We start from the raw sequence: 3,061 nt of genomic DNA, 5'->3' as shown, positions 1-3,061 counted from the left end.
AATGATAACTTCAAGATTTGACTTGCGAAGCTCTGGCGGCAATAGAAGTTGGCGGTCGCGTCCGGCAATCACGGAATAGGTGATGCGGCAACGTTTGTACTTATCTTCTTGAAGGGCTTTAAGTTCCTCTGTGGTTTTGCCTTGACACTGGTCGATAATCAAATTGATGATGGTGTTCCCAGTGTTGTTCACTCTGAGGTTTTTACCGTCATAGTCGAGTTGGTACTCAACGTGACTGGTTTTTGCTGGAATGACATAGTAAGGAGCAAAGCCAAACATCATATTGACCTTACTTTGCTTCTCGTTTTCCCGTTCATAAGCTACAGGCTCAATGTTGATTTGATAAACGCGGTCTCGGTCATCACCACAGCGTGAGCCGCAAATTTCTTCGACCATTAACTCTTTTATCATGCGAGGTTCAACCACGAGTTTAGAGGGCTTTAGTGCGATATCCCATTGCTGTAGGTTGTCTCGTGTGTAAGGCGTTTTGATGATTTGATTGTTACGCACTTCAATCTTTGACACGCTAGTTTTTAAAAAGTAGGTAATGTCGTCTGAGTTGGAGAGAGTGAAAATCCCCGCTTTTCCCTCAAGCGCTTCGGAATTAACGAGCATTAGGTCATTAATGGACATTGCCTGGGTCGATACCGACACCAGTAATGCACTCATAGCCGTCATTAACTTCAATTTCATCTTCATCTTATTTATCTCCAAAGAACCCAGCGGTCTGTTTCAAGCGTACGTATCGCGTAGCGCCAAAGCAGCTCTAGCTGTGTGGTTTGTGCCGTTGTTAGCATTTGGTCTGATTTTGCGTATAAGTAATGGCGCGCATTGACTCGGCGACTAATGGCTTCAAGCCCAGCAGCATTGATTTCATTGGCGGCTATTTGCAATGAAGACTGGTCTGAATACATGCCGACGAAGTAATAGTTGTCATCACCAATCGTGGCACTTTGCAGAGCGGCCAGTTGTATCGAATCGTTATCAATACCAGGCAAGCAGTAGTTCATGCCAAGATTGACGATTTGGGATGTTTTTCGGTCAAGTGTCGGCGTTAAACAAGTCTGAGCATTTGACACTAACTGGTAGTCCGCTCCGACAACAACAGAGACCTTAAACACGCCATCGGTGAGTTTTTCGACTTCAATACACCCATCACCCACACATTTGATGTCCTCGATATGATTGGACTGAATGTCTTCGAAAGACGTAATGAACGTTTTTATTTTGGTTAAATCGACATTCAACGAAATAACGCTTCCAGGGAAGGTGTACTCTTGGTTTTCACTGCTTCCATTCACCACGTAGTTCGAAGAGCTCGTGTCGAGTTTGACTCGATATTGGTCGTAATTTTCAACAGCAATCACCGACTGCGAGGAATCTAAGTTCTTGTTGTGGTGGTAATCTCCGTTGCGAGCAATGGTCAACAAGCCTACATGAGAGTCGGAGTCGCCTTCATTGTCGGCATCCACTACGACGTAAGCGTCACTCTTTTTCGATGAAAAATAGAGCGCATCACCATCAAAAATTTGACTTGACGACATCCCCATATTGAAACTTCTTGTGCCGTCTGTCTTCGCGTAAGCGTAAGTGTCAGCAACAAAACCATCCCCTGTATAACCGCCGCTAAATGAGGCGTCAGTGGTGACGTTTCTAAATCCATCATTCCCGTTGTACGCGATGCCCATTTCGGTGTCGGCGTAGTAGCGGTCCCCGGAAACACTTTTGGCGACACTATTGCGAAACTCATCCAGGCCTCTTTTGCTGACCGACGTTGATGAATAGCCAGTCCACTCAGAACCAAGAGGAATACGCCACAGGAGGTTGGCATACCACTCGTCGTTATCGTAGAACTCGTCATCACCACCTTGCCAAGTTACCGATAAATCAAACGTGGAATCGACAATGAAAGGACGTGAATACCCGGCCGTTAAACTCCAATAAGTGGACTGATCGTTAAATTGCTCACCGAGCAAGGTGTCTTCTTCTGCGCTGTTATCAATGTACATGAGATAACCATAACCACCGGCGATATTGATGCCTGTGCTGGCGGTAAAACGTTGATATCCGGTATTGCCAAGTAGATAGTTATTAAGGGCGTAATCCTCATTTGACAATGAGTAGTCTTCGTACCCCAAACTCAGCCCCAGCAATGTTCCGTTGACAGACCAAAATTGCCCGCTATTGTCAAAACTGGCGTATTTAGCGGTGGCACTGGCGTAAGCGCCAAGGTCTTGTGTGAGCGCGCCTTCAATAAGAGAGTGCTCTTGAGTCACAACAGAGCGTGCACCAATTGCGGTGTTGTCCAGAAGTTGGTAATTGACACGACCATCAACAAACTCACTGGCGTCTAACTCGAGCTCGTCAAAATCAGAGTCATCATCATAACGAGAATTAAACTGACCAGCGGTGAGGGCATAGTCCCACTCGCCTTTGCCAAGCGAAAATAACGCCGTGTTGTAAATTTGTCGTTGTTCACGCAGCACTTCACGCCCCTGGGAGCGTACGACTATCGTGGCAAGATAGTTTCCTGAAGGAAGACTGCTGTAATTTATCTTTTGTTGACCCGCTGACACGTTTTTACCAAACACCAGCTGGTCATTTCGGTAGACTTCAATGCGCCCTTGACCGGGTAGGACATAAGTCAAACTGCGATTGGCCTTCTCACCACCATCGATTAAGTTTCGTGACGAAGAGAGCGTCACCGCATCGAGGGGGTGAGAGCCAGTTAAATCAAGCGTCCCCGTGGTATTTTGGGCATATCCGTATTCATAGTGACCAACTTGAAGGCGCTGTTTGCTCCATTCGTAATTGTAAGCCAGCTCATCAATACTGACGTCATCATCCGTATTGGCATAGATTTTTGATGTGATGCTTCCGTATGGCAAGCCAACGATAGACTCGTTGCGTAATGTTAGACTGGCATCGCCATCTTGATAGGCGTTTACATCCAAGTCGATATGGTTAATCAAGCCCGGTGCGTTATTTCGAGAGTCGTGAGGCGCGTTTTTTTTCGTTTGTTCTTTTAGAGCGCGTGCATTGACAAACAAAATGACATTTT

The 3,061-nt window shown here is 46.1% G+C and carries 2 protein-coding genes; both read right to left on the bottom strand.

Annotated features, from left to right (window positions below):
* On the bottom strand, positions 1–699 hold a 699-nt coding region (locus tag OU793_RS23975; protein WP_274647885.1), incomplete at its 3' end, for a hypothetical protein.
* Between the two features lie 5 nt (positions 700–704).
* A partial coding sequence (locus OU793_RS23970; protein WP_274647884.1) for a TcfC E-set like domain-containing protein occupies positions 705–3,061 on the bottom strand: 2,357 nt, incomplete at its 5' end.

The organism is Vibrio sp. VP6 (assembly GCF_028823755.1).
GTDB lineage: Bacteria > Pseudomonadota > Gammaproteobacteria > Enterobacterales > Vibrionaceae > Vibrio > Vibrio parahaemolyticus.
The sequence above is the reverse complement of the archived record's forward strand: the minus strand, read 5'-3'. Positions and strand labels throughout refer to the sequence as shown.